Consider the following 18,883-nt stretch of genomic DNA (forward strand, 5'->3'; position numbering starts at 1 on the left):
GTGGGCCCGGCCCGCCGGGGCCGGCCCGGGGGCTCAGCCGAGGAGCTGGTTCTGGAGGACGACGGTCTGGTGGAAGGGGACGGCCGGGACCTCGCCCTTGCGGGACAGAACCACGAGGGCGATCGTGTCGCCCGCCGTGATGTACGCGTGCCGGACGTGGACCGGCCCGCGCGGCGCCGGCTCGTCGTAGACATAGCGCTCGGTGGACGTGACGTCGGCCGACTTGTCGTAGTCCTCGTCGTAGGAGGACATCTCCTCGACGCCGACGGGCTGGAGGAGGGTGTCGGGTCCGCCGCCCAGTTCGGTGTCGAAGTAGTCCCCGGCGACGGCCGAGGTGTGGAAGCGCAGCAGGAAGATCCGGGTGGTGGTGCCGTCCGGCATCCGCCAGCCGCGGGCCACGACCTCGCGCACCCGGGACTCCCGCAGGTGCTCGCGCAGCAGCTCGCGGTCGTCGGCCACGTACTCCTTGAGATAGCGCTCGACCCCGACCCGGCTCCGCTCGCCCCGCAGGGACGGGTCCGCGGCGGCCCCCGCCGGGGCGGGGAGCAGCAGCTTCTCCAGGTCGGCGTAGTGGATCTCGCCGTGGTTCGAGGGCGCGAAGGGAAGCGGGGCACCGGCGGGCAGCGCGGGCCTGCTCAGCTTCGGGTACGTCCAGCGGCCGTCGTCCAGCGTGGCGAGGCCGGGGACGTCGGTCCGCTCGCGATCCACGACGGCGTACGCGCTGCCGGCGGCGACGGTGGCGAAGACGGCCACGGCGGCCGTCCAGCGCAGCACGGCCCGCAACACCCGCCGGTCCTTCACCACGGGGGCGGGGGCGGGCGCCTCCGGCGGGACGGTGGGCTCGGGCGCGGCGGGGGCTGCCGGGGGCACAGGGCCCTCCGCCGGCGTGGGAGTCTCCGTCGGCGCGGGGCCCTCCGCCGGCGCGGGGGTCTCCGGCGGAGCCCCGGGCGGCGGAGGGGTCGTGGGCGGCGGCGTCGCCACGGGCTCGGATACGGCGTCGGTGCTCACACGGCCTCCCCGGGCGACGTGACGTGGTCGAGCTGGTCGCCCACGAACTCCTTGATCGTTCCGAGCGGGAGCCCCTTCGGCCCGTACGCGTACACGCGCACGAGGATCTCGCCCACGGGGGCGGTGCAGACCATGCCGTCGATCGCCATGCCGTCGATCTTCGGCATCCGCAGGCACACGGCCTTCGGGTGGCCCGTGATCTTCGGCCCCTTGCGGAAGAACCCGGACGCGTCCGCCAGGCTCTTGTGGAAGGCGGTCATCCCGCTCACGGCCTTCTTGTTCTCCAGCTGGGCGAGTTGCGTCTCCACGACGAACTCGGCGTCGACCGACCGGTAGCTGCGCATGGCCAGGCCCTTGACGCGCAGGTCGCGGACGGCCTTGTCGAACCGCTTGCGCTGCGGCCCCGGCAGACCGCGCGTGCCCTCCTTGAGCAGGGCGACGGCCCGCGCCTCGTTGAGGACGCCGTCGTTGCCGAAGCCCTTGATGTCGGGGCCGGGGCGGTAGTGGGCCGGTACGGGCAGCAGATGGGCGGCGAGGCCGGTGGGCTCCGCCTCGGGGACGGGTCCCACGGTGTCCGGGTCGGGCTCGGCCCACAGGACGGTCGGCGCGGTGCGGTCCGCGTCCTGGAGGGCGGACCAGCCCCACGCGCCCGCGCCGGCGACCAGGCCCGTGCACACCACGGCGGCGACGAGCGCGGCCAGGCGCCGCCGGCGTCGGCGCACGGCCGAGGCAGGGGCGGGGGCGGTGTCCGGGTCCACTGCCGCCTCGGCGGTCGGGTCCGTGGTCGGCTCGGGGGTCGGGTCGGTGGCCTGGGCGGGGGTCGGCGGTGTCTCGGGTGCCGGCTGCGGCTCCGGCTGCCCGCCCGGGTTCGTCGGCTCGTTCACAGTCGCTCCAACTGGCGCTTCGCGAGCGACTTCAGGGCCTTCTCGTCGACCGGCCCCGCGTTGTCCGCGTACTCGATGATCATCACGATGTCGCCCCGCCAGGCCACGGCCCGGCCCCGGTACAGGGGCTCGTACCCCGCCTCGCGGAGGGGCTCGTCGAAGACGTAGGTGCGGCCGTCGGCGCTGCCGGGGATGGGCTCACCGTCGTTGCCCGCCCAGTCGTCCTCGTCGAGGTACCACTGCTGGCCCTCGCCGAAGGACTCCGCCTTCTTCTCCTCCTGTTCGCGGAACTGGATCAGGCGGATGTCGACGTAGACCCGGCCGCGCTGGGACCAGCTGACGCTCGCGGAGCGCCGGAACTCGTCCGCGAGGAGTTCCCGGAACATCGACTCCTCCTCCTCGAACCAGTGCGCGAAGGAGTAGAGGTCCTCCCAGTCGGCCTTGACCTCGGTCTTGGCGCCCTTGGGCTTCCGCAGCAGGAGTTCACGCAGGTCACCGTCAGTCTTGACCCAGCGGTTCGCGTTGAGCGAGCGAGTGGTGGTGTCCGGCCCGGCGGCGACCGGCTTCGGTGTGCGGAGGTCGGGCTGCGACAGCACGGGCAGCGGGGTGGGCTCCCGCTGGTACTGCACCGCGTAGCCGGTGACCGTGCCCGCGACGAGGCCGAGCACCGCGGCCGCGCCGATCAGTGCGGCGGTCCGGCCCCGGCGGCGCGGCCGGGGCCGGGGTGTCCGGCACCCCCGGCGGGGTGTCCGGCGCCGGTGGTGGCGCGGCGGCCCCGGTGTCCTGCGTTTCCAAGTGAGTCCCCCCACGAGACTTGAGGCGCGGATTCCGTATCCGCGCACAGAGCTGACCCGCAGCGCCTACCGGGGGTTGTGGTCAGGAGCACTACAGTTCGGCATATGGCGAAGAAGCTCGTGATCAAGGTGACCGCCGGGGCCGACGCTCCCGAACGCTGCTCGCAGGCCTTCACGGTGGCGGCCGTCGCCGTCGCCAGCGGGGTGGAGGTGTCGCTGTGGCTGACCGGTGAGTCGTCGTGGTTCACGCTGCCGGGGCGGGCCGCCGAGTTCGAACTCCCGCACGCGGCACCGCTGCCCGAGCTGCTGGACGCGATCCTGGCGGGCGGGTCGGTCACCCTGTGCACGCAGTGCGCGGCGCGGCGCGAGATCACGGAGAAGGACGTGCTGGAGGGCGTACGGATCGCCGGGGCGCAGGTGTTCGTGAGCGAGGCCGTGCAGGACGGCGTCCAGGCCCTCGTCTACTGACGTCTCGCGTACGCGGGACGTCAGGACGGCGGGCGGCGGCGCTTGCCGTCCAGTTCGTCCCACCACTCGTCGGACTTCGGGTCCCCGGACGGGTCGTCCCACCAGCGGTCGTCCGGGCCGCGCCGGTTGGCCATCACCGCGGCGACCGGCGGGATCACCATGGCGACCACGCACATCCCGACCGCGACCGGCACCGACCAGAGCCGTACGACGGCCCAGGCGGACACGAACAGGACCAGGCAGCCGCCCATCATCAGGAAGTAGGTGCGGCGCCTCCGGGCGAGCATGCCTCCAGGGTACGACCGTGCCCCGGACGCGCCCCCGGAACGGAACCCGGCATGACCGAAGGGCCGCACCTCGTTCCCGGTAGCGTCCAACCCCCAGGAGGTGCGGCCCTTCGGCCGGTCAGGTCGTGCAGGTGATGCGGGTGATGCGGGTCGTTTCGGACCTCAGACCGCGATCGCGACCTCGGCGAGACCGCCGGTCTGCGCCACGACGGTGCGGTCCGCGGTGCCGCCCGGGACGAGCGCCCGCACGGTCCAGGTGCCCTCGGCCGCGTAGAAGCGGAACTGCCCGGTCGCGGAGGTCGGGACCTCGGCGGTGAACTCGCCGGTCGAGTCCAGCAGGCGCACATAACCGGTGACGGGCTCGCCGTCCTTGGTCACCTGGCCCTGGATGGTGGTCTCACCGGGCTTGATCGTCGAGGCGTCGGGGCCGCCGGCCTTCGCTCCACACATGTTGCTACTCCAGAAAGGTCGGATCGGGGTGGTCTGTTGACGCCGGTTACTTGTTGGCGCCGAGCTCGATCGGCACGCCCACGAGGGAGCCGTACTCGGTCCACGAGCCGTCGTAGTTCTTGACGTTCTCGACGCCGAGCAGCTCGTGCAGGACGAACCAGGTGAGCGCGGAACGCTCACCGATGCGGCAGTAGGCGATGGTGTCCTTCGCCAGGTCCACCTGCTCGTCGGCGTAGAGGGCCTTCAGCTCCTCGTCCGACTTGAAGGTGCCGTCGTCGTTGGCGTTCTTCGACCACGGGATGTTGCGGGCGCTCGGCACATGGCCGGGGCGCTGCGACTGCTCCTGCGGGAGGTGCGCCGGGGCGAGGAGCTTGCCGCTGAACTCGTCGGGCGAGCGGACGTCGACCAGGTTCTGGCTGCCGATCGCGTTCACCACGTCGTCGCGGAAGGCGCGGATGGACGTGTCCTGCGGCTTGGCCTTGTAGTCCGTGGCCTCGCGGGCCGGGACCTCGGCGACCAGGTCGCGGGAGTCCAGCTCCCACTTCTTGCGGCCGCCGTCGAGGAGGCGGACGTCGCCGTGGCCGTAGAGCTTGAAGTACCAGAAGGCGTAGGAGGCGAACCAGTTGTTGTTGCCGCCGTAGAGGACGACGGTGGAGTCGTTCGCGATGCCCTTCGCCGACAGGAGCTTCTCGAAGCCCTCCTGGTCGATGAAGTCACGGCGGACCGGGTCCTGGAGGTCCTTGGTCCAGTCGATGCGGATCGCGTTGCGGATGTGGTTCTTGTCGTAGGCCGAGGTGTCCTCGTCGACCTCGACGATGACGACCTTCGGGTCGTCGAGGCGGGCCTCGACCCAGTCGGCGTCGACCAGGACGTCGCTGCGGCTCATGAGTTTCTCCTCCGGGGCAGTGTGCGGCGGTGGTGCGCGGGCGTGGTGCGCGGGGTGTGCGGGACGCGCGGACGGCGCGTCGACCTGCACGGAGCGGCCCCGACGTCGAGGGTCGGAGGGCCTGAGGGATACGGGAGTGTGAACCCGCTCAGACGGTGCGACAGAGCATGGCGGCGACGCGGCACAGGTCTACTGCCCGCCGCTTCGTGAGATCCGCCTGTCGCTGCTTCATGGCACCGATCGTAGGGACGAGACGGGCGCGATGTCACCGGCGTGTCGTATCGTGAGACGCGATCGTCCACTATGCGGTACGGACAGAGGGGTGAAGCCCTCTCCCGCGCGGTGCGCGGGGGCTCCGCCCTCACTTCATCTGCCTGCCGGACGGCGCTGTCTCAGCATGCGGCCAACGGCCGTCCGGGCGCGTCTCCCCGGGCCGGGCCCCGTGCCGGGCTCAGCCCGTCAGCCGGACGCCCTCGCCCGTGCCGGAGAACCGCAGCCCGGTCTCCCCGGCCTCCACCTTGTCGAGCGTGATGGTGGACGGCAGCCCCTCGATCCTCAGGTCCAGGTCGACGGCCTTGCGCAGCCGCTCCTCGAAGCCCGGCAGCGGCAGCTTCGGCAGCGACTCGGCCTTCAGCCGGACCGTCGCCCCCTCCACCAGGGTCACCGTGCTGTACGTGGCGACCTCGCGGTCGCCGATCAGGGCCTTCGCCGCCTCCGGCAGCGGGACGTCCGCGTCCTCCAGCAGCTTCACCAGCGGGCCGCTCACCTTGACCTGGCCCTTGGCCGCGCGCTCGGGGCCCGCGTAGGTGACCTCGGCCTCGCCGGGGGCGGCCTCGGTGAGGTCCGCGTAGGAGATCCGGGCCGAGCCGTCGGCCCGGGCGGCGGTCGCGGAGGAGAAGGAGCCGTCGATGCGCACCCCGCGCAACTCGGCGCGCGCCTCGGTCACATTGACCTCGTTGCCGCCGGCGGTGGCGGTGAGGTCGGCGAGCGCCACGTCGACCTCGTCCAGTTCCTTGCCGAGGACCTGGGTCAGGAAGGGGAAGCCGTGGATGGAGACCTCGGGCGTCCGGTCCAGGCCCTGGCTGGTCCGGATGCGGTCGGCCGTCTCCGACTCGGCGTAGTTGACCGCCAGCCGGTCGGCGGCGACGAAGAGGCCGCCGAGGACGACGGCGACGATCAGCAGTATCCGCAGTGCACGCATTGTGTTCGGTGTCCCCCACCCTGTCTGTGGCCCCCGGCCGCCCACGGGCGAAATCGGTCCGGACGACGCCATCCGCTCAATGATCGACGTCCCGGGACCGCCGTTGGTTCCGGGAGCCGCGCGGAGCCGGTGCGCCCGGTCGCGCACCGGCCCTGCTTCACCGCCTGCCCGGTGCCTCTGCCCCGGAGAGCGGCGTCCCATGTCCCCGCTCCGGCCCCGGGACCGGGACGGCGGGTCAGGCGAGCGCGCGGCCGAGGAGGTACATCGCGGGCGCGGCGGCCGTCAGCGGCAGGGCGACGCCGGCGGTCATGTGCACGAAGCGCGACGGGTAGTCGTAGCCGGCCACCCGCAGGCCGATCAGTGCGCAGGCCCCGGCGACCGCGCCGAGCAGCGCGCCGTCGCCGGCGCCGAGTCCGGCCAGCGCGCCCGCCACGGCCCCGGCACCGGCGGCGGTGCCGAGCGAGACGGCCACGGAGAGCGGGCCGGGCAGGGGGAGGGCCCGGGCGACGGCCGTCGCGGCGACGGCGATCCCGCCGGCCACGACCGCGTCGGGCGCGGCGGCGAGGTGGGCGGTCGCCAGGATCGCGAGGGCGGCGGACACGACGGTGGCCATCAGTCCGTAGAGCCGCTCGTCGGCGGCGGCGCGGCTGCGCAGCTGGAGGACGAGGGTGAGGAGCACCCAGACGCCGAGGGTGCCGAGGATCGCGCCGGTCGCATCGCCGTCACCGGCCGCGAGCAGCGCGATGTCGGCGGCGAGGCCGCCGGCGAAGGCGAGGGCGATGCCCTGGCGGGCGGGCCACATCCCGTTCAGCCGGAACCAGCCAGCGGCGGTCACCGCCTGGAGCAGGACGAGCGGCACCAGCAGCGCGTACGGGCCGAGCGCGGCGCCACCGGCGAGCAGCAGCCCGAGCCCGGCGGTCAGCCCGGCAGGCTGAATCCCGGGCGGAATGATCGGCGACCGCCCTTCGGCCCGGGCCCGCTGCGCATCGGTGATCCGCGCGTTGCCGCCGGTGGTGGGGGTGCTGTAGCCGTCGGGGGTGACGGGGGCGCCGCCGTGCGGCGGTACGCCGCTGCCGTGGGACGGCGCGCCCGCGCCGTAGGCGGGGTAGCCGCCGCCGTGCCCGCCAGGGGCAGCGTCCCCGTACGCGTGCGCGGCGCCGCCCTCGGGCGCGGGGTGGCCCGCGCCCTGCGCGAGGCCCGTGCCCTGCGCCGGGTGGCCGTCCGCCTGCGGGGACAGCCCGGCGGCGTGGGCCGGGACGCCGGTTCCGTGGGAGGCATACGCGCCTGCGTGCGCGGGAGCCCCCGGGCCGTGCGCGAGCCCCGCGCCATGCGGCGCCGGGTAGCCCGCCTCGGGCACCGAGTGGCCGCCCGCGTGCGCGGACGGGCCGGCGGCGTGGGATGGCTGGGCACTCGCGCCGTGGGCCGGGTGCGCGCCCCCGTCCACGGACGAGCCCCCACCCTGCGCGAGCCCCGCACCGTGCGGCGGCGCGTAACCCGCCTCGGGCACCGAGTGGCCGCCCGCGTGCGCGGACAGGCCGGCGACGTGGGATGGCTGGGCACTCGCGCCGTGGGCCGGGTACGCGCCCCCGTCCACGGACGAGCCCCCACCCTGCGCGAGCCCCGCACCGTGCGGCGGCGCGTAACCCGCCTCGGGCATCGAGTAGCCGTCCGCGTGCGCGGACAGGCCGGCGGCGTGGGATGGCTGGGCACTCGCGCCGTGGGCCGGGTACGCGCCCCCGTCCACGGACGAGCCCCCACCCTGCGCGAGCCCCGCACCGTGCGGCGGCGCGTAACCCGCCTCGGGCGCCGGGTGGGCCGGGACCCCGGTGCCGTACGACGCGCGGCCCGGGTCCGGCGCGTGGCCGACGCCGTCCGGTGCAGAGGCGGCCGCCCCGAGGCCCGCGCCCGGCGCCGAGTGGCCGCCCCCGTGGGACGGGTGGGCACCCGCGTGCACGGGAGACCCCCCGCCCTGCGCGTAGCCGGCGCCCCCAGGGGTGGGAGCAGGCGGTCCGGCGGGCGTGCCGGGCACCCGGCCGGCGCCCGGGACCGGCGCGGTGCCGGGCGGCGGGAAGCCGCCCCCGTGCGGCGGCGCGTAGCCCGCCTCCGGCGGCGCCCCCGCAGGGGCATGCGGCGGCAGCGGCCCCGCAGGGGCGGACGTGGGCGGGACCACCGGCTGGTACTGGGTGTCCCAGGTCTCGCCCTGCCAGGTCTGCGCCGCGGCCGCGCCCCCGTCCTGGTGCCCGTACCCCTGACCGGCGGCCCGGTCCTCGTGCGACTGCCAGGCCGGCGGCTGCTGCCGGTACGGGTCGTACGGGTACTGCTGATCGCTGCTCATGCTGTGCGGTTCACCCTCCTGCGAACGGCGGGAGCACCTCGACCGTGCCGCCCTCGGCAAGGCGTACGGTCTCATGGCTCCGGGTCCCGACGGGGTCACCGTCGACAAGGAACGAGCACCGGAGGAGGACGCGGCTCAGTTCGCCCGGGTGGCGTTCGCGCACCGCGTCGAGCGCCTCGGCGAGCGTGCCGGCCGTGTACGGCTCCTCCGCCGTCCCGGCCGCCGCCTTGGCCGCGGCCCAGTAGCGGATGGTCCCCGCTGCCATAGCGGCACTCCTCTCGTTCGTGTCGCGCCGCCCTCCATGATGGGTCATCGCCCCGGCGGCCGGGAGGCCGCTCCCCGGCGGCCGGACACCACCCGCCCGGACACCGCCGCGGGCCCCGCCCGTGCCCCCGCGCGCGCCCTTCGCGCCCCCCGTGCCGCCACGCGCCGCCCCCGTATACAGCGCGGTACGGCCCACCGGCATCACCCGTCCGCCGCGCTGGTCACCGCCCCGTACCGGGCCGGAAATGTTGCGTGCAAGGGGCGGGAGGAGATCCAGGACACGTCCACAGTGTGAAATCCGCCCTCTTGCGCGGAAGGCATCTGGGCTATTGTGCTCGGCAGAGGATCCGGGCAGAGCAGCCCCCGGGTCCTTTTGCGTTTTCCGGTCGTTGTTACGGCCAGGTGAACAAGAGCTCACACCGGCTTCCAGGCGCGCGGGAGCCGGTGCGGGACGGAAGCAACGCTTACGAAGCGGTAACGAAGAAGCAGTACGAAGCAGTGCCGCAGGCGTCCTCGCAGGGACCGAGGAGGAACCGACGTCATGGACGAGCGAACCGAGCACAGGACCGGACACCGAACCCCAGACGACCACCGCAGGGCGAACCGGGCGGATGACACGCGATGAGCTCTCTGCTGCTCCTGACGAACGCCCTCCAGCCCTCCACCGAGGTGCTGCCCGCCCTCGGACTGCTGCTCCACAACGTCCGGGTCGCCCCCGCCGAGGGCCCCGCCCTCGTGGACACCCCCGGCGCCGACGTCATCCTGATCGACGGCCGGCGGGACCTCCCGCAGGTGCGTTCCCTCTGCCAGCTCCTGCGCTCCACCGGGCCGGGCTGTCCGCTGATCCTCGTGGTCACCGAGGGCGGCCTCGCGGCCGTCACCGCGGACTGGGGCATCGACGACGTCCTGCTGGACACCGCGGGGCCCGCCGAGGTCGAGGCGCGGCTGCGGCTCGCCATGGGCCGCCAGCAGATCACCTCGGACGACTCCCCCATGGAGATCCGCAACGGCGACCTCTCCGTGGACGAGGCGACCTACAGCGCCAAGCTCAAGGGCCGGGTGCTCGACCTCACCTTCAAGGAGTTCGAGCTGCTCAAGTACCTCGCGCAGCACCCGGGCCGGGTCTTCACCCGCGCCCAGCTGCTCCAGGAGGTCTGGGGCTACGACTACTTCGGCGGCACCCGGACGGTCGACGTCCACGTACGGCGGCTGCGCGCCAAGCTCGGCCCCGAGCACGAGTCCCTCATCGGCACCGTCCGGAATGTCGGGTACCGCTTCGTCGCCCCGGAGAAGGTCGAACGCGCGGCCGAGGAGGCCAAGGCGAAGGCCGCCGCGGCCGTCACCCACACGGAGGACGAGGCGGTCGCCGAGGAAGCCGCCGTACGCCCTGCCCAGAGGTAGGTCACCCCGCGTAGACTTCGCGCGTGGCCAAGGTGACGCGGGACGACGTTGCGCGACTGGCGGGTACTTCGACCGCCGTCGTCAGCTACGTCATCAACAACGGACCCCGGCCGGTCGCCCCGGCCACGCGCGAGCGGGTACTCGCGGCGATCAAGGAGCTGGGCTACCGGCCCGACCGGGTCGCGCAGGCGATGGCCTCGCGGCGGACGGACCTCATAGGCATGATCGTGCCGGACGCCCGGCAGCCCTTCTTCGCGGAAATGGCGCACGCGGTCGAACAGGCCGCCGCCGAACGCGGGAAAATGGTGCTCGTCGGCAATTCGGACTACCGCGACGAGCGCGAGGTCCATTACCTGCGGGCCTTTCTCGGTATGCGGGTCTCCGGGCTGATCCTGGTCAGCCAGGGCCCCAGCGAGCGGGCCGCGGCCGAGATCGAGGCGTGGGACGCGCGGGTCGTGCTGCTGCACGAGAGACCCGAGGCGATCGACGACGTGGCCGTGGTGACGGACGACATCGGCGGAGCGCAGCTCGCGACCCGGCATCTCCTGGAGCACGGCCACGCGTATGTCGCCTGCCTCGGCGGCGTGGAGAACACCCCGGCGGTCGGCGACCCGGTCGCGGACCACGTCGAGGGCTGGCGGCGCGCCATGCAGGAGTCGGGCCGGTCCACCGAGGGCCGGCTCTTCCAGGCGCCCTACAACCGCTACGACGCGTACCAGGTCGCGCTGAAGCTGCTGTCCGGTCCGGAGCGGCCGCCCGCGATCTTCTGCTCCACGGACGACCAGGCCTTCGGTGTGCTGCGGGCCGCGCGCGAACTGCGCATCGACGTGCCGCGCGAGCTGGCGGTGGCCGGCTTCGACGACGTCAAGGAGGCGGCGCTCACCGATCCGCCGCTCACCACGATCTCCTCCGACCGCCCGGCGATGGCCCGGGCGGCCGTCGATCTGGTCCTGGACGACGGCCTCCGGGTGGCCGGCTCCCGCCGTGAGCGGGTGAAGCAGTTCCCGTCGGGCCTGGTGATCCGCCGCTCCTGCGGCTGCGGCGAGCCGTAGCGGCACCAGCCCCGGGTCCGGGCGGGCTCGGCAGGTCGTGCGCCCCGGGCCCGGACGGCCCGGGGCGCATTCTTTATCCCGGGCATACGGGGTTCTTCCGGGCTTCTCAGTGGCGTCTCAGACGGCTCTCATCTACGGGCCCGAGAGTCGACGGCATGAGCGAAGACCACCGCCGAAGCGGCGACGACACCGGCCATCCGTACCCGCAGCAGCCCGCCCCCACCGCGTGGGCGCACACCCCCGCCCCGCACGGCGACCCGTACACGGCCCCGCGCACGCGGACGGACGGCGCCGGATTCCCGCCGCCGCCCCAGGAGCCCCCGCGGCCCCCGGTCACCGTCTGGCCCGGCGACGGCGGCTCCGCGTACGTACCGGGCCCGGGCACCACGCTCCGGACCGCCACCGCCGGCCCGGTCGCCCCGGCCGCACCCGGCTCGCGCCGCCGCGCCAAGCGGCCCGTCGCCCTGATCGCCGCCGTCGCCATCGCGGCCGGTGCCGTCGGCGGCGCCGGCTCCCTCCTGGTGGACCAGCTCCTCGGCGACCGGGCCTCCGGCGGCACGGGCGGTTCGGTCACCGGGACGAACGTCTCGCAGTCCAGCAAGGGCACCGTGGCCGGCGTCGCCCAGGCGGTGTCGCCGAGCATCGTGGAGATCAGCGCCTCCACCTCCTCCGGTCAGTCCACCGGCTCCGGGGTGATCATCACCTCCGGCGGGGAGATCGTCACCAACAACCACGTCGTCTCCGGCGCGGACACCGTGAAGGTGCGCCTCAGCGACGGCCGGACCTTCACCGCCGACGTCGTCGGCACCGACCCCGACAAGGACCTCGCCCTGATCGAGCTGCGCGGCGCCTCCGGCCTGAAGGCGGCGGCGCTCGGCGACTCGGGAGACGTGAAGGTCGGCGACGAGGTCGTCGCCATCGGCTCTCCCGAGGGCCTGACCGGCACGGTGACCAGCGGCATCGTCTCGGCCCTCGACCGGGACGTGACCGTGGCCAAGGACGAGCAGCGCCAGCCGCGCCAGGACTCCCGGCAGGACTGGCCGTTCGAGTTCGGCGGCCAGGAGTTCAACGGCGACACCGGCGACTCCACCACCACCTACAAGGCCATCCAGACCGACGCCTCCCTCAACCCGGGCAATTCCGGGGGCGCGCTGATCAACATGAACGGGGAGATCATCGGCATCAACTCGGCCATGTACTCGCCCAGTTCCGCGAACGGCTCGACCGCGGGCAGCGTGGGCCTCGGCTTCGCCATCCCGATCGACACCGTCAAGGCCGACCTGGACACCCTCCGCTCCGGCGGGAACGACTGACGGCGTGGGAGTCTGGACCGCATGAGTGAAGGCGAGCGCATCCTGATCGTCGACGACGAGCCCGCCGTGCGCGAGGCGCTCCGTCGCTCCCTCGCCTTCGAGGGCTACGCCACCGAGACGGCGGTGGACGGGATCGACGCCCTCACCCGGGCGGAGGCGTACGGACCGGACCTGATCGTCCTCGACATCCAGATGCCCCGGATGGACGGACTGACCGCGGCCCGCCGGCTGCGGGCCGCGGGCTCGCGGGTGCCGATCCTGATGCTCACCGCGCGCGACACCGTCGGCGACCGGGTCACCGGCCTGGACGCCGGCGCGGACGACTACCTGGTCAAGCCCTTCGAACTGGACGAGCTGTTCGCCCGTATCCGCGCCCTGCTGCGCCGCAGTTCCTACGCGGCCGCGCGGGACGCCTCCGACGACGAGGACGTGCTGACCTTCGCCGATCTCCGGATGGATCTCGCCACCCGGGAGGTCACCCGGGGCGGGCGCCGGGTCGAGCTGACCCGGACCGAGTTCACCCTCCTCGAACTGTTCATGGCCCACCCCCGGCAGGTCCTCACCCGGGAGCAGATCCTCAAGTCGGTCTGGGGCTTCGACTTCGAGCCCAGCTCCAACTCCCTGGACGTGTACGTGATGTACCTGCGGCGCAAGACCGAGGCCGGTGGCGAACCGCGCCTGGTGCACACCGTCCGGGGGGTCGGCTACGCACTCCGCGCGGGCGGCCCGGAGTGAGCGGACCGGCGGCACCGGGGCCCGCGCGGCGCGGGCCGCTCGGGCGCTTCCGCGCGCTGCCCCTGCGCTCCCGGCTCGCGCTGCTGGTGGCGACGGCGGTCGCCCTCGCGGTCGCGGCCGTCTCGGTGGCCTGCTGGTTCGTGGTGCGCGGCAAGCTGTACGACGAGGTGGACAACAGGCTCCAGAGCAACCGCCAGACGCTGAACCTCCGGGCCGGGGCGATCGCCGCGGCGCTGCGGAGCTGTCCGTCCGAGGCCGCGCCGCAGACCGAGTTCGCCCCGCCGCGCGACTACTACTACCAACTGGTGCGCGCCGGCGACGGCGGTCCCTGCGTCATCTCGGGCGACTCCATGGGAACCCTGCGGGTGACCGGGGAGGACCGCGAGGTGGCCCGCCGGGCCGATCCGAAGTTCCAGAGCCTGCACAACGCCACGGACACCGAGGGCGACCCGGTGCGGGTGCTGACCGTGCCGGTCGTCCTGGACCAGGGCCCGGACGGAGGTATCGGCGTCGGCGTGGTGCAGGGCACCGCCCTGTCCATCGGGGCGCCGCTGAAGGAGACCGAGCGGACCCTCGGCGACCTCGCGCTGCTGCTGCTCCTGGTCTCCGGGATCGGGGTCGTCGGCGCCGGGGCGACCGGGCTGTGGGTGGCGCGGGCCGGGCTGTCGCCCGTCGACCGGCTCACCGGCGCGGTGGAGCACGTGGCCCGGACCGAGGACCTGAGCGTGCGCATCCCGGTGGAGGGGGACGACGAGATCGCCCGGCTGTCGCGCTCGTTCAACTCCATGACGGCCGCGCTCGCCTCCTCCCGGGACCTCCAGCAGCAGCTGATCGCGGACGCGGGGCACGAGCTGCGCACCCCGCTGACCTCGCTGCGGACCAATATCGAGCTGCTGGCGCGCAGCGAGGAGACCGGGCGGGCGATCCCGCCGGAGGACCGCAGGGCGCTGCTCGCCTCGGTGAAGGCCCAGATGACGGAGCTGGCCGCACTCATCGGCGACCTCCAGGAACTGTCCCGTCCGCAGGGCGCCGCACCCGGCCGTCAGGTGCAGGTGGTGGCCCTGCACGAGATCGCGGAGGGCGCCCTGGAGCGGGCCCGGCTGCGGGGTCCGGAGCTGGACTTCGCGGCGGACCTCTCCCCCTGGTACGTGCGGGGCGAACAGGCGGCCCTGGAACGGGCGCTGGTCAACGTCCTGGACAACGCGGTGAAGTTCTCGCCGCCCGGCGGCCGGGTGGAGGTGCGGCTGCGGGACGGCGAACTGACCGTGCGCGACCACGGTCCTGGCATCCCGGCCGAGGAACTGCCGCATGTCTTCGAGCGGTTCTGGCGCTCCCCGTCGGCGCGGTCGCTGCCCGGGTCCGGCCTGGGCCTGTCGATCGTGGCGCGGACGGTGCAGCAGGCGGGCGGCGAGGTGGTGCTGACCGGGGCGGACGGCGGCGGGACGCGGGTCGCGATCCGGCTGCCCGGGGCGCCGACCCCGCCACCGGCGACGACGGGCCGCTGAGCGGGCGCGGGCCGGTGGTCGCTCCGGGTGGGCCGGAGGGGCGCCCGGCAGCTCGCGAGACGAAACGTCGGCCCGGGTCGGGGACGCGATCGACCGGGCGCTCGCCCCGCTGCGAACCCTGGAGCACCGCATCCGCGCGGCCGAGGCCGAGCTGCACCGCACCGGCGAGGAGGGGCTGGCGGAGTACGAGCGGCTGCTCACCGCGTACGAGCTGCGCGGCGGGCCGGACGCGGACCGGCGCACCGAGGTGCTGCCGCACCGCCTCGGCGACCGCTCCCGGCTCGCCCGCGACCGGCCCCTCGGCACCCTCTCGGGCGGCCGCCGGGCCGCCTGGCGCTGGCCGCCGCCCTCGCCGCCGCCCCCGAACTGCTGCGGGTGCCGGCCGGTGAACTCGCCCCGGCGGAAGGCACGGTGGCCCGCCCGGCGCGGACCGGTCTGCTGCGTCAGACCACCCCCGCCGGTGCCGGACGGCCGCACCCTCGCCCGGGCGTACGGCGAGGAGCGGGCCGGGGCCCTCACCGCGACCGGTCTGTTCCGGGCGCGCGACCTGGGCCGGCCGCTGCGGGACCTCTCGGTCGGGCAGGGCCGGCGCCTGGAGTCGGCGCTGCTGCCGGCCGAACCCGTCGACCTGCTCCTCCTGGACGAGCCGACGAACCATGTCTCCCCCGCCCTGGTGGAGGAGCTGGAGGAGGCGCTCGCCGCGTACCCGGGCACGCTGGTGACGGTCACCCACGACCGCCGGATGCGCGCGGGGTTCACCGGGCCGGTGCCGGCCCTGCCGGGTCCCGGCGCGGGCGGGCGCTGACCGCCGCCCCGCCGCGGTCGTGTCCGGGTGCCGTCGGTACGGTCGACGGCATGGAGCCCCAGCAGCCGCCCCGCCACCCGGACCCCGCCGACCCGTACGCGCAGCCCAACCCGTACGCACAGCAGCCGGGTTCGCCCGCCCCGCACCTTCCGCAGCAGCCTCCGGGGCCGCCGGGGTTCGGTGCGCCCGCCCCGGCCGCCGCACCGCGTCGCGGACGCGGGCCGGTGGTCGCGGCCCTCGTCGCCGGGCTGGTCGTCGGCGGCGGGGCGGTGGGGGCCGCCTGGGCCCTCACGGGCGGGGCGGCCTCCGGCGAGGTCGCGGCGCGGGACGCCCGGGGCGCCTGCGCCGCGCTCGCGGACGTGGACATCGCGGACTTCCGGGCCGAGGACCGCGACGCCTCCCTCGTCGTCCACCAGCGCTGGTCGGGCGCGGTCACCCTGGCCGCCGCGGCGGCGGGCGGCGACCCGGCGCACAAGCCCCTCGCCGACGCCCTGTCCCGGGCGTCCGACCGCTTCCTGACCACCTACGAGTTCGACGCGCAGGCGAAGAAGGAGATCGCCACGGCCCGCCGCATCTGCGACGAGCTCTAGGAGGTGCCAATACTCCCAGGAGACCCCGGACGCCGCCTCAGCCGTTGTGGCGGATCAGTGATTCCACCAGTCCGGCACGGGTGTTGGGGTAGTCCATGGGCACGATCCCCAGCCCCCGCCAGCCGCTCGCCTCGCCGTCGAGGAAGCGGTGCACCCGGGGGTTGAGGTTGTCCGAGTTCCAGCGCGGCGGGAGATACGCCGAGGTGCTGACGTAGTTGACGAACAGCTTCCCCGGCTGCTGCGCCGCCTTGCGGAAGTGCGCCTGGATCTTGGCGTACTTGGGGTCGGGCAGGGCGTTCCAGTCGTCCTGGATGTCGAAGTGCGCGCCGTCGGCGTACCGGACGCCGGGCAGGCCGCCGTTGTCGCCGAGCAGCACGACCCGGCCGCGGGCCTCGCCCAGCGCCGGGACGCCGTCCCCGATCCGGAACAGGGGCCGCCAGCCGCGGCGGTCGAGGTAGTCGTCGAAGATCGCCCGAAAGACCGCGTCGCTCTCGCCGGAGTACTCCTGCTTGACCCGCATCAGCACGGTCTCGGAGGGGTGCGCGGCGAGGAAGTCGCGGCAGGCGATGAGCACGTCCCCGAACATCATGTTCTGGAACGAGGGCCCGTGGTGGATGGCGAAGGAGCCGTCGATGGCCCGGCAGCGGACGTCGAGGAAGCGGATGCCGCTGGTCAACTGCTGGGCGATGGTGGTGTTCTGGCACTCGCTCCAGGGTCCGCCGAAGCGGGCGCCGGAGTCATGGGTGCCGGGGATCGTGAGTCGTTGCAGGGGCGTCGAGTCGGCGGCCCCGGCCATCCAGTCCTGTACGGAGAGGGTGGTGCGGCGGGGGGCGGCGACGGCGGTGCGGGGGGCGCCGAGCAGGGCGGTGGCGGAGACGGCCGCGGCGCCTGCGAGGAATCTGCGTCGGTCCATGCGCGGAGTATGTCGCGCACACGACAACAACCACCAGGGTTCGTACACCGGGGGTTCGCGCCCGCCGGCGTTCACACACAGAGCGGGGCGGCCGGTCCGTACGCCGGACCGGCCGCCCCGCCCTCATGGGGGTCGTGCCGAGGACTACCGGATCACGGTGATCCGGTCCGCGGCCGGCGGCGCGATCGGCGCGGAGGCCGAGGAGTTGGCCGCCAGGTAGGCGTTGAAGACGTCCAGGTCGGACGCGCCCACCAGCTTGTTCCTGTGCTCCTTCAGGACCGCGAAGCCGTCGCCGCCGCCCGCGAGGAACTCGTTCATCGCGACGCGGTAGGTCTTCGCCGGGTCGATCGCCTCACCGTTCAGCTTCACCGAGTCCGTGACGATCCGGGCGGCGCCGGTCTTCGTCAGGTCCAGGGTGTAGGTGAAGCCCTTCGAGACCTGGAGGATCTTCGGGGCGGCCTCGTTCGGGCCGCTGACCTGCTGCTGGAGCGTGGTGATCAGCTGGGCGCCGGTCAGGTCGACCACGTTCATCATGTTGGTGAACGGCTGGACGGTGAACGCCTCGCCGTAGGTCACCACACCGTCGCCCTCGCTGCCGGACGCCTTGAACACCAGGTCGGAGCGGATGCCGCCCGGGTTCATCAGCGCGAGCTGCGCGCCGCCCTTGTCCGCCGGGGCGAGCCCGGTGAGCTGGGCGTCGGCGATCAGGTCGCCGAGCGGGGTCTCCGGCGCGGTGGAGCCGCGGCCCGGGATGTCGGCGGAGATGAAGCCCTGCGGACGGTTCGCGATCGGCGCGGCCAGCGTGTTCCAGCGGCTGATCAGGTCCGTCATGTCCTTGGCCTTGGCCTGGTCGCGGCTGACCACGTGGTTGGCCGAGGTCACCGCCGTGCGCACGATGTCGTGGGTGCGCTTGTCGTAGGTGAGCGTGGTGTCCGTGTAGAGCTTGCCGAACGAGGAGGCCGAGGTGACCATCCGCGGCTTGCCGGACGGGTCCGGGATGGTGCACACGTACGCCTGGTGCGTGTGGCCGGTGACCAGCGCGTCGACCTTGGGCGTGATGCCCTTGGCGATCTCCGCGATCGGGCCCGAGATGCCGTCGCCCGGACCGGGCGAGTCGCAGTCGTAGTTGTACGACGGCGAGGCCGGGAAACCGCCCTCGTGGATCAGCGCCACGATCGACTTGACGCCCTTGCGCTCCAGCTCACGGGCGTACTTGTTGATGGTCTTGACCTCGTCGTGGAACTTCAGGCCCTTGATGCCGTTCGCGCTGACGATGTCCGGCGTGCCCTCCAGGGTCACCCCGATGAAGCCGATCCTGACGCCGTTCTTCTTCCAGACCGTGTACGGCTTGAGGATCGGCTTGCCGGTCTTCTCCTTGGTGACGTTGGCCGCGAGGTACGGGAAGTCCGCGCCCTTGAACTTGCGGCCCTTCTCGTAGCAGCCCTCGGTCGGGTGGCAGCCGCCGTTCTGCAGGCGGGCCAGCTCGACCGCGCCCTCGTCGAACTCGTGGTTGCCCACGCCCGCGACGTCCAGGTTCAGCTTGTTGAGCGCCTCGATGGTCGGCTCGTCGTGGAAGAGGCCGGACAGCAGGGGGCTCGCGCCGACGAGGTCGCCGGCGGCCGCGGTCACCGAGTACGGGTGGCCGCCGCGCGCGGTGCGCAGCGAGGTCGCCAGGTACTCGACGCCGCCGGCCGGGATCGACTTCACGGTGCCGTCGTGCTGGATCTCGGAGACGTTGCCGGCCGAGCCGGCGGGCGGCTCCAGGTTGCCGTGCAGGTCGTTGAAGGAGAGGAGTTGCACATCGACCGTGCGCGGCTTGGCGGGGTGTCCGTGCCGGTCACCGCCGTGGCGGTCGCCGTGGGCGGCCCCGGCGGGCATGGCGGCGACCAGGGCGCCGACGGTGGCCAGTCCCGCGGCCGCGGCGAGCAGGCGCCGGGCGCGCCGGGACGCGCGGTGGTTATGGGATCTCGCTGACATCTGTCCCCTTGTCAG

Annotated in this window: 20 protein-coding genes; 8 read left to right on the forward strand and 12 right to left on the reverse strand. The window is 73.9% G+C overall.

All coding sequences use genetic code 11. The features are described from left to right. Window positions 1–33: 33 nt before the first annotated feature. The 3 genes from ABZ457_RS10235 to ABZ457_RS10245 form a co-directional block, all read right to left on the reverse strand. Window positions 34–870, reverse strand: coding sequence for a hypothetical protein (locus ABZ457_RS10235; protein ID WP_359155978.1), 837 nt, complete (start codon window positions 868–870; stop codon window positions 34–36). A 134-nt stretch (window positions 871–1,004) separates the two neighbouring features. Then, window positions 1,005–1,892 carry a hypothetical protein gene (locus ABZ457_RS10240; RefSeq protein ID WP_359155980.1) on the reverse strand — a complete coding sequence of 296 codons (888 nt, stop codon included), beginning with the start codon at window positions 1,890–1,892 and terminating at the stop codon, window positions 1,005–1,007. Beyond that, on the reverse strand, window positions 1,889–2,560 hold the full coding sequence (locus ABZ457_RS10245; protein WP_359155982.1) for a hypothetical protein: 672 nt from the start codon (window positions 2,558–2,560) through the stop codon (window positions 1,889–1,891). The genes ABZ457_RS10240 and ABZ457_RS10245 overlap by 4 nt, the downstream gene beginning before the upstream one ends. Before the next feature lie 231 nt (window positions 2,561–2,791). On the opposite strand from ABZ457_RS10245, the gene ABZ457_RS10250 reads away from it, so the two are divergent. Then, entirely contained in the window at window positions 2,792–3,154 is a 363-nt protein-coding gene (locus tag ABZ457_RS10250) for a DsrE family protein (RefSeq protein WP_359155985.1), read from the forward strand. Between the two features lie 20 nt (window positions 3,155–3,174). On the opposite strand, the gene ABZ457_RS10255 is transcribed toward ABZ457_RS10250, so the two are convergent. The 7 genes from ABZ457_RS10255 to ABZ457_RS10285 form a co-directional block, all read right to left on the reverse strand. Next, a complete protein-coding gene (locus ABZ457_RS10255; RefSeq protein ID WP_359155987.1) occupies window positions 3,175–3,441 on the reverse strand; it encodes a DUF3099 domain-containing protein in 267 nt (88 codons plus the stop codon). 162 nt (window positions 3,442–3,603) lie between these two features. Next, the gene (locus ABZ457_RS10260; protein ID WP_359155990.1) at window positions 3,604–3,891 is read right to left on the reverse strand and encodes a DUF1416 domain-containing protein; all 288 of its coding nucleotides are present in this window, start codon (window positions 3,889–3,891) and stop codon (window positions 3,604–3,606) included. A gap of 46 nt (window positions 3,892–3,937) precedes the next feature. Next, on the reverse strand, window positions 3,938–4,777 hold the full coding sequence (locus ABZ457_RS10265; RefSeq protein ID WP_359155992.1) for a sulfurtransferase: 840 nt from the start codon (window positions 4,775–4,777) through the stop codon (window positions 3,938–3,940). Between the two features lie 148 nt (window positions 4,778–4,925). Beyond that, a complete protein-coding gene (locus ABZ457_RS10270; protein WP_355648638.1) occupies window positions 4,926–5,009 on the reverse strand; it encodes a putative leader peptide in 84 nt (27 codons plus the stop codon). Between the two features lie 219 nt (window positions 5,010–5,228). Beyond that, complete coding sequence (locus tag ABZ457_RS10275) at window positions 5,229–5,978, reverse strand: DUF2993 domain-containing protein (RefSeq protein ID WP_359155994.1); 750 nt, start codon at window positions 5,976–5,978, stop codon at window positions 5,229–5,231. A gap of 235 nt (window positions 5,979–6,213) precedes the next feature. After that, complete coding sequence (locus ABZ457_RS10280) at window positions 6,214–7,635, reverse strand: hypothetical protein (RefSeq protein WP_359156110.1); 1,422 nt, start codon at window positions 7,633–7,635, stop codon at window positions 6,214–6,216. 688 nt (window positions 7,636–8,323) lie between these two features. Further along, window positions 8,324–8,578: a MoaD/ThiS family protein gene (locus tag ABZ457_RS10285; RefSeq protein ID WP_018847194.1), complete on the reverse strand. Its 255-nt coding sequence runs from the start codon at window positions 8,576–8,578 to the stop codon at window positions 8,324–8,326. A gap of 620 nt (window positions 8,579–9,198) precedes the next feature. Between ABZ457_RS10285 and ABZ457_RS10290 the strand changes: the two genes are divergently transcribed. The 7 genes from ABZ457_RS10290 to ABZ457_RS10320 all read left to right on the forward strand — a co-directional run bounded on the left by ABZ457_RS10290 (window position 9,199) and on the right by ABZ457_RS10320 (window position 15,978). Continuing rightward, window positions 9,199–9,978 carry a response regulator transcription factor gene (locus ABZ457_RS10290; protein WP_359155996.1) on the forward strand — a complete coding sequence of 260 codons (780 nt, stop codon included), beginning with the start codon at window positions 9,199–9,201 and terminating at the stop codon, window positions 9,976–9,978. A 23-nt stretch (window positions 9,979–10,001) separates the two neighbouring features. Beyond that, on the forward strand, window positions 10,002–11,030 hold the full coding sequence (locus ABZ457_RS10295) for a LacI family DNA-binding transcriptional regulator (protein ID WP_359155998.1): 1,029 nt from the start codon (window positions 10,002–10,004) through the stop codon (window positions 11,028–11,030). A gap of 155 nt (window positions 11,031–11,185) precedes the next feature. Further along, window positions 11,186–12,343, forward strand: a complete 1,158-nt coding sequence (locus tag ABZ457_RS10300) for a trypsin-like peptidase domain-containing protein (RefSeq protein WP_359156000.1) — start codon at window positions 11,186–11,188, stop codon at window positions 12,341–12,343. Between the two features lie 21 nt (window positions 12,344–12,364). Next, window positions 12,365–13,078, forward strand: coding sequence for a response regulator transcription factor (locus ABZ457_RS10305; protein WP_359156002.1), 714 nt, complete (start codon window positions 12,365–12,367; stop codon window positions 13,076–13,078). Next, window positions 13,075–14,583 (forward strand): HAMP domain-containing sensor histidine kinase, encoded by a 1,509-nt coding sequence (locus ABZ457_RS10310; protein ID WP_359156004.1) that lies wholly within the window; start codon window positions 13,075–13,077, stop codon window positions 14,581–14,583. The genes ABZ457_RS10305 and ABZ457_RS10310 overlap by 4 nt, the downstream gene beginning before the upstream one ends. Window positions 14,584–14,830: 247 nt before the next feature. Further along, window positions 14,831–15,388: a hypothetical protein gene (locus tag ABZ457_RS10315; protein WP_359156006.1), complete on the forward strand. Its 558-nt coding sequence runs from the start codon at window positions 14,831–14,833 to the stop codon at window positions 15,386–15,388. Between the two features lie 50 nt (window positions 15,389–15,438). Further along, window positions 15,439–15,978 (forward strand): hypothetical protein, encoded by a 540-nt coding sequence (locus ABZ457_RS10320; protein ID WP_359156008.1) that lies wholly within the window; start codon window positions 15,439–15,441, stop codon window positions 15,976–15,978. Window positions 15,979–16,015: 37 nt separating this feature from the next. On the opposite strand, the gene ABZ457_RS10325 is transcribed toward ABZ457_RS10320, so the two are convergent. Together ABZ457_RS10325 and ABZ457_RS10330 are read right to left on the reverse strand one after the other, a co-directional pair. After that, complete coding sequence (locus ABZ457_RS10325; protein WP_359156010.1) at window positions 16,016–16,891, reverse strand: phosphatidylinositol-specific phospholipase C; 876 nt, start codon at window positions 16,889–16,891, stop codon at window positions 16,016–16,018. A gap of 144 nt (window positions 16,892–17,035) precedes the next feature. After that, a complete protein-coding gene (locus ABZ457_RS10330; protein ID WP_359156012.1) occupies window positions 17,036–18,868 on the reverse strand; it encodes a bifunctional metallophosphatase/5'-nucleotidase in 1,833 nt (610 codons plus the stop codon). Window positions 18,869–18,883 lie beyond the last annotated feature (15 nt).

Source organism: Streptomyces sp. NPDC005805, from assembly GCF_040630445.1.
Classification (GTDB): Bacteria; Actinomycetota; Actinomycetes; order Streptomycetales; family Streptomycetaceae; genus Streptomyces.